Below are 2,311 nucleotides of genomic sequence, written 5' to 3' on the forward strand. Positions count from 1 at the left end.
GGTCAGATACATCCTGTAAATGTAAGCAATTTCCCATCTTGGATACAGGCATGTATTTGAATGGCATGCCACCCATTGATCTTCAATGCCATTCAACCCTCCATCGCGCCTTGAATTTCGCCTTGAACTGCGAATGCATTGCGCGTGCTCACACTCCCAAATACCGTTCCCACAGCGCTCTGTCCCCATCCAGCGCGGCCGAGTCTCCGCTCCACACGACCTTGCCGCGCTCCAGGATGAGGTGGCGGTCGGCCAGGCCCAGCAGGCGCTCCACGTATTTGTCGATGACCAGGATGGTCTGGCCAGCGGCGCGCAGCTGGGCCAGGCAGGACCAGATCTCTTCGCGGATGCGCGGGGCCAGGCCCTCGGTGGCTTCGTCCAGGATGAGCAGGCGCGGGTTGGTGACCAGGGCGCGGCCTATGGCCAGCATTTGCTGTTCACCGCCCGACAGTTGGTTGCCCATGTTGGAGGCGCGCTCGCCCAGGCGGGGGAACAGGGCGAACACGCGCTCGGGCGTCCAGGGCTCGGCCGCGCCGGGACTGCCCGAATTGCGATGGGCTACAAAGGCCGTCAGGTGCTCGCGCACCGTGAGGTTGGGAAAGCACTGGCGGCCTTCGGGCACGATGGCCACGCCGGCGCGGGCGATGCGGTCGGTGGCCCAGCCGGCGATGTCCTGCCCGGCAAACACCATGCGGCCAGCGCGCAGGGGCAGCTGGCCCAGCAGCGTGCGAAGCAGCGTGGTCTTGCCCATGCCGTTGCGGCCCAGCAGGGTGACGACCTGGCCTGCCTCGATGCGCAGGTCCACGCCGAACAGCACCTGGCTGGGTCCGTAGCCGCTTTGCACGGCCTGCATTTCGAGCATCACGCGCCCTCCTTCACTTCTTCGTCTCCCAGGTAGGCCTGGCGCACATCGGCGTTGCCACGTATCTCGTCGGGCGTGCCGGTGGCGATGATGCGGCCGTAGACCAGCACGGAGATGCGGTCGGCCAGGCGGAACACGGCCTGCATGTCGTGCTCCACCAGCAGCATGGCGGCGCGGCCGCGCAGGGATTCGATCAGCTCGGTCAGGCGCAGTGTTTCATCAGGCCCCATGCCGGCCATGGGTTCGTCCAGCAGCAGCACACCAGGCCGCGCGGCCAGGGCCAGCGCGAACTCCAGCTTGCGCTGCTCGCCGTGCGGCAGCGTGCCTGCGGAGCGCTGCAGCAGGCTGGCGTCGATGGCGCATTCACGCGCCAGCTCGCGCGCCTGCTCGTAGAGCGCAGCCTCGGCCGCGCGCGGGCGCCAGAAGCGGAAACTGCTGCCGGCATGCGCCTGCACGGCCAGCACCAGGTTGTCCAGCACGCTGGACTGCTTGAAGATGTTGGTGATCTGGAACGACCGCGACAGCCCCGCCGCCACGCGCTGGTGGGCGTTGAGCGCGCTCACGTCGCGCCCGGCCAGTGCCAGGGTGCCGGCGTCGGCCGCCAGCGTGCCCGACAGCAGATGGATGAGCGTGGACTTGCCCGCGCCATTGGGGCCGATCAGCGCATGGATCTCGCCAGGCGCCAGCGACAGCGAGACATGGTCGGTGGCCAGCAGCGCGCCAAAGCGGCGCACCAGGCCCTTGGCCTCCAGGGCCGGGGTGGAGATGGAGATAGGTGTGGCCGCGCCGCTCATGCCTGCCTCCCGCGTGCGGACCACAGGCCCGTCAGGCCGCGTGGCGCGCCGAACACCACGCACAGCAGCAGCAGGCCCAGCGGCAGGTGCCAGTACTCGGTCCACATGCGAAGCACTTCCTCCAGCGTCAGCATGACGACGGCGCCGGCCACGCCGCCCCAGCGCAGGCCCACGCCACCGACCAGCACCATGATCAGCAGGTTGGCCGACTGGGTCCAGTGCATGAGGCTGGGCGAGATGAACAGGTTGTGGTTGGCCAGCAGCGCGCCCGCCAGCCCCGCCACCGCGCCGCTAAGAACGAAGGCCACGAGCTTCAGGCGATAGACCGGGTAGCCCAGCGACTCCATGCGCGACTCGTTCTCGCGCACGCCCTGCAGCGCCTTGCCGAAGCGCGAATCCACCAGCCGGCCGAACAAGGCCATGAGCACCGCGAACAGCGCCAGCACCACGTAGTAGAAAGAAACGTCGTGGCCCAGGTCCAGCCCGGGCAGCACGGAATGGCCGGGCAGGTTCAGCCCGTCCTCGCCGCCGTACTGGCGCAGCGAGATGAAGATATAGAACAGCATCTGCGCAAAGGCCAGCGTGATCATGATGAAGTACACGCCGCGCGTGCGCAGCGACACGGCGCCCGTGGCGGCGGCCAGCAGCCACGCGG

Annotated in this window: 3 protein-coding genes; all 3 read right to left on the minus strand. The window is 68.0% G+C overall.

What is annotated here, in order from left to right; translation table 11 throughout:
* Positions 1 to 148 precede the first annotated feature (148 nt).
* Positions 149 to 862, minus strand: coding sequence for an ABC transporter ATP-binding protein (locus tag L995_RS29880; RefSeq protein WP_013801790.1), 714 nt, complete (start codon positions 860 to 862; stop codon positions 149 to 151).
* On the minus strand, positions 862 to 1,656 hold the full coding sequence (locus L995_RS29885; protein ID WP_047475075.1) for an ABC transporter ATP-binding protein: 795 nt from the start codon (positions 1,654 to 1,656) through the stop codon (positions 862 to 864). Before L995_RS29885 ends, L995_RS29880 begins: the two co-directional genes overlap by 1 nt.
* The coding region (locus L995_RS29890) for a branched-chain amino acid ABC transporter permease (protein WP_047475076.1) at positions 1,653 to 2,311 on the minus strand (659 nt) is incomplete at its 5' end. The genes L995_RS29890 and L995_RS29885, both read right to left, overlap by 4 nt.

This window comes from Delftia sp. ZNC0008 (assembly GCF_000799035.1).
GTDB lineage: Bacteria > Pseudomonadota > Gammaproteobacteria > Burkholderiales > Burkholderiaceae_C > Comamonas > Comamonas tsuruhatensis.